Origin of the sequence: Methylocucumis oryzae, from assembly GCF_000963695.1 — a bacterium.
Taxonomy (GTDB): domain Bacteria; phylum Pseudomonadota; class Gammaproteobacteria; order Methylococcales; family Methylomonadaceae; genus Methylovulum; species Methylovulum oryzae.
This window is the reverse complement of sequence record NZ_LAJX01000286.1, coordinates 1-3118: the sequence shown is the minus strand read 5'-3', so window position 1 is coordinate 3118 and position 3118 is coordinate 1. Positions and strand designations below refer to the sequence as shown.

Sequence of the window (3118 nt, the reverse complement as noted above, 5' to 3'; positions counted from 1 at the left end):
TCCAAGTTAAGGAAAACCAGCCGATTTTATTGGCACAATGTCAGGAAGTCGCTCAGAATGCATCGCTGATGATAGCTCAAAATGAGACGGTCGATCCGGAACATGGTCGGATTACAACACGTCAGGCGCAGCTATTTTCGATGGCGTCGACAAGCCTTGATACGCATTGGCAAATGAATTTTCAGTATTAATCAATTGTGTTGCAAGTGTCAACACAGAAATAAACGATATTTGACACAAAACTAAAACCTTGCTAAATCATAAACTTATTTGTGTCATAAATCAGGGACAAAACAACTTATGAAAATCAGCTATGCAAGGGTTAATCAAGAAAACGATTGACAAGAATAATTAACGCATCTACATTTATTTTTATGGATAAAAAATACACATGGCATGAAGTAAAACGACAATGCAATCTGGAAAAACACGGACTGGATTTTAAGGATGCGGATTACGTTATTGAAAGCCCCTACCGACTGGACATAGAAACCATACGCAACGGTGAAAAAAGGCAACAATCATTTGCTTATGTGTTTGAGGTATTGACGGTGTTAACCGTGGTGCATATCCCGAATGCAACCCCACATATTATTAGCTTCCGTCCAGCAAAATACAGTGAAAGAGAGGTTTATTATGAATGGCTCGAAAATGACTACAATGACAACTGAACAAATGCGTAAGTCAAGAGAACAAGGCGAATCAAAGACTAATTGGGCATTGTTGCGTCAGAATGTACTAGATGGCATTGAGCCAGAAGAAGACGAAGACTCACCAGACGCTACCTTGCTTCTGCAAGAGGAAGTAAGCAAACGCCGTTCGGGAAGACCTGCGGGAAGCGGCAATAAAGAACAGGTAGCTATACGATTTGACAAAGATATACTTGCCTCTTTCCGTTCGGAAGGTGCGGGCTGGCAAACACGCATGAATGAGGCGCTTAGAGAATGGCTTGCTACACATCACCACATTGAATAATGAAAGCCATGACTTATGAAAATCGGATATGCAAGGGTATCAACGGACGAACAAAACCCAGACTTACAAATTGATGCACTTAAAGCGGCAGGGTGTGAGCGGATATTTACCGACAAGGCCAGCGGAGCGAATACCAAGCGGTCGGAACTGGCAAGATGCTTAAAGACTCTAGCGGCCGGTGATACGTTGATAGTTTGGAAGCTTGATAGATTGGGGCTCTCGCTGGGTGACCTGATAGGGTTACTAGATGAACTCAAAGCGCAAGAAGTGGCTTTCCAGTCGCTAACGGAAGCCATAGACACAGCAACGCCAACAGGTCGGGCAATGTGGCAAATGGTTGGTATATTGGCGGAGCTGGAACGCTCATTGATTCAGGAACGCACCAAGGCGGGCAGAGCTGCGGCGGTTGCTCGTGGGGTGAAGATGGGGCGAAAGGTGAAACTAACCACGCAACAGGTGGAACACGCCAAAAAGCTTATAGAACAAGGGGAACATCATGACATTGTTGCAAAATCTCTGGGGGTGTCACGGCGAACGCTTTATAGAGGCATTAAACAGCAAGATGTGAATCAGTGTTAGAGACAATACGAGGACGAAAGCTAACATTTACTTCAAAAGCAGCCTTTGTGGCCAACCGTAAGGATTGCTTCGTAAATGAGTAAAGTCGCCTTGTAACCCTTGGTATCACTGTTTTTAAATACCAATCGCAAGAAAAACGAGCGTTTATCTTACAGTTAAAAATAAGCCGATTTGATGCACAAAAACCACAAGAAAACTCATTGTAAAAATCAAAACAAGGTTCAAAGCCTCGATTTTGCTTTTCTGGCAATGCCCTGTTACTCATTTACGAAGCAATCCTTACCGTCCCCCGACTAAAGCTGGTGGTTGTTTAGTTATAGGCTATTTATAAAAATGGCGTGAAAATACTAGAATGACGATTATTCGTGCCATGAAAGGAATCCCAGAGGCGCTTAACGCTGATTTAGACCGCCACTTTATAGCTAACTTTACGTGTGAGCGCGGCCCAGGCAATCAGGGCATTTTTATTGGGAATAAGCATTGGGTCAGATCTTGAATTTTGCAATTCGGCCTTAATTTCAAGACCTTCCCTTACCCTTTATTTCATAACAAATTGATATTTAATTATTTTTAATTTTATGATGTTAAACCGCGACCAATCAGAAAGCCATAGTTTTACATACCCGTCATTCCGGCAGGGATTGTCGGAATCCAGTGCCATGGATGGCGCTCTTCAAGTCCCCGTGTTGGCTATTATTGCCCATCCCCCGAAAATGTAGAATCAGCCTAAAATCGGCTTTTTGATATTGCTCTAATATACCTATTAAAATAGTTGGCTATCAAGATATCGACTTTTGACGTTGACTGGTTAAATTCAAAATTGCCAAATACGTGCTACTTTCATTGAATTGGTAGCCAAATTAGGTGTACTTAAATTGGCTAACTATAATCCCTATAGCCAATAATGCGAAATGCAATGTAATTTGGCTATTAGCTAATTGGCCATTCAAGTTGGCTAGATAACGTTGATTTTACATTTTCGGGGGATGGGCAATAATAGCCATACTGATAAATCCACTGTGAACCTTGTTAACATATGAATTACACAAACGGTCGTTTATGAAACGGGTAAAACTATGTTAATTGGCTATGCAAGGGTCTCAAAATCGGATGGCACTCAAGTTCTTGAGCCACAAATAGACGCACTCATAGAGCATGGTGTCACCTGTGAGCATATTTATACTGATTATGCCTCAGGTAAGAATGACTGATGTTTTGATTGTTTGGAAACTCGACCGATTGGGCCGGAATCTAAGTTATTTGGTGACTCCTGTTGATAATTTATCCGAAAATGGTGTCGGTTTTAAAGTAATAGCCGGACAAGGGACTAATATCGATACCGCTACATCCAGTGGAAAGTTAATTTTCGGAATTTTTGCTGCCTTAGCAAAAATGTGAATTGATTAGTGAGCGAACAAAAGCGGCTTGAACGGCAGCCAGGGCAAGAGGCAGAAAAGGCGGTGCAAAATTCGCTTTAACTAAAGCTTAAGTAAGATTCGCTCAATCGGCAATAGGTTAAAAAGAAAACCTTTATTTCCGAGCTTTGCAAAGAAACTGGGTATTA

Annotated in this window: 5 protein-coding genes and 1 pseudogene; all 6 read left to right on the top strand. The window is 41.8% G+C overall.

Annotated elements, in window-relative coordinates:
* Window positions 1-191 (top strand): hypothetical protein (locus tag VZ94_RS27360; RefSeq protein ID WP_045780617.1); only part of this gene is annotated, 191 nt, incomplete at its 5' end.
* A gap of 183 nt (window positions 192-374) precedes the next feature.
* On the top strand, window positions 375-671 hold the full coding sequence (locus VZ94_RS20235) for a BrnT family toxin (RefSeq protein WP_045780616.1): 297 nt from the start codon (window positions 375-377) through the stop codon (window positions 669-671).
* Window positions 637-975: a BrnA antitoxin family protein gene (locus tag VZ94_RS20230; protein WP_082081864.1), complete on the top strand. Its 339-nt coding sequence runs from the start codon at window positions 637-639 to the stop codon at window positions 973-975. The genes VZ94_RS20235 and VZ94_RS20230 overlap by 35 nt, the downstream gene beginning before the upstream one ends.
* A gap of 15 nt (window positions 976-990) precedes the next feature.
* Window positions 991-1554 (top strand): recombinase family protein, encoded by a 564-nt coding sequence (locus VZ94_RS20225; protein ID WP_045780615.1) that lies wholly within the window; start codon window positions 991-993, stop codon window positions 1552-1554.
* Window positions 1555-2132: 578 nt separating this feature from the next.
* Window positions 2133-2273: a hypothetical protein gene (locus VZ94_RS26225; RefSeq protein ID WP_157844990.1), complete on the top strand. Its 141-nt coding sequence runs from the start codon at window positions 2133-2135 to the stop codon at window positions 2271-2273.
* 357 nt (window positions 2274-2630) lie between these two features.
* A pseudogene (locus VZ94_RS27350) lies at window positions 2631-2952 on the top strand (recombinase family protein).
* Window positions 2953-3118 lie beyond the last annotated feature (166 nt).